The organism is Moorena sp. SIO3B2, from assembly GCF_010692525.1.
Lineage (GTDB): Bacteria > Cyanobacteriota > Cyanobacteriia > Cyanobacteriales > Coleofasciculaceae > Moorena > Moorena producens.
This window is the reverse complement of the sequence record NZ_JAAHHE010000989.1, coordinates 1-1,048: the sequence shown is the minus strand read 5'-3', so window position 1 is coordinate 1,048 and position 1,048 is coordinate 1. Positions and strand designations below refer to the sequence as shown.

At 42.3% G+C, this 1,048-nt stretch carries 1 protein-coding gene; it reads right to left on the bottom strand.

The genetic code is table 11. The features are described 5' to 3' along the window. Positions 1 to 44: 44 nt before the first annotated feature. On the bottom strand, positions 45 to 1,048 hold a 1,004-nt coding region (locus F6K38_RS42950; protein ID WP_287361026.1), incomplete at its 5' end, for a group II intron maturase-specific domain-containing protein.

The window sequence follows — 1,048 nt, the reverse complement described above, 5'->3', positions numbered from 1 at the left end:
CCCTCCCCTAAGAACCGTACTTGACACTCATCGCATCATACGGCTCAAGCCTCTGCCATCATAGTACGAAGACCACTATGTACCGCTTTGTGACAAGTTTTATGGAGGTGTTGGAGGTTGTCGATTCCGTCCGTTCCACCTTTTGCCACTGGTACTATGTGATGGGTCTCGATAGCTTCACCGTTGTTAAGGTGTTCCCCACAGATAGGACAAAACCATCTTTGATTTTGGGCGATTTGATAATACTTTGACCCTTTATCCCAGATGGTTTTACCAGAGAGGGTAGCTCTTTTTGTCCAATAGTCTGTTAATTGGGGGTCGTCTGGGGATGCCGTTCCTTTTACTTTGATGTGGCGTTCAATGGGAATTTTGGCTATGTTGAATAAGCCAATTTCTTTGGTTTTGCCTTTTCTGTCCTTGACATCACAAGCAAATTCCCATCCTTTTCCTCTTATTTTAAAGTATCGGTTGGCAATCCATCTTTTCCCCTTGTTTGGGTGTCTACGTTTTGCCCATCGCCAGAGTGCTATCCACATCTCGGAACTGATGTAGCTAAACACTTCTTTACTGACGGCGTGACGATAATAGTTTCCAAAGCCTCGAAGTTTGGGGTTAAGTTGTTTAATGACAATTTCCTGTTCTACCGTTTTATTTTGTTTGAGCCAATCTCTAGTTTCCTTAAGGAAATTCAGGACTTTCTCTTTTTGTGGTTTAATCAGTAGCTTGCCATTATACTGTCTGAGATTAAACCCAAGGAAGTTAAATCCTGCGCCGATCTGAACGATACGGGTCTTTTCTCTATTTAGTTTTAGCCCCCTTTGTGATAACCATTGTTCGATTTTGGGTTGGATTTCCTCTATGTCTTCTTGACAGGTAGCGGTTACAATGAAGTCGTCGGCATATCTGACGAAGCCATATTTATTGGATTTATATCTGCCTTTAACTTTCTTAAATTGACTTAAGAACTGTTCTAGACCGTGTAATCCGATATTTGCCAGGAGGGGACTAATTATGCCTCCTTGTGGCGTTCCGCTATTCGTATCATGAA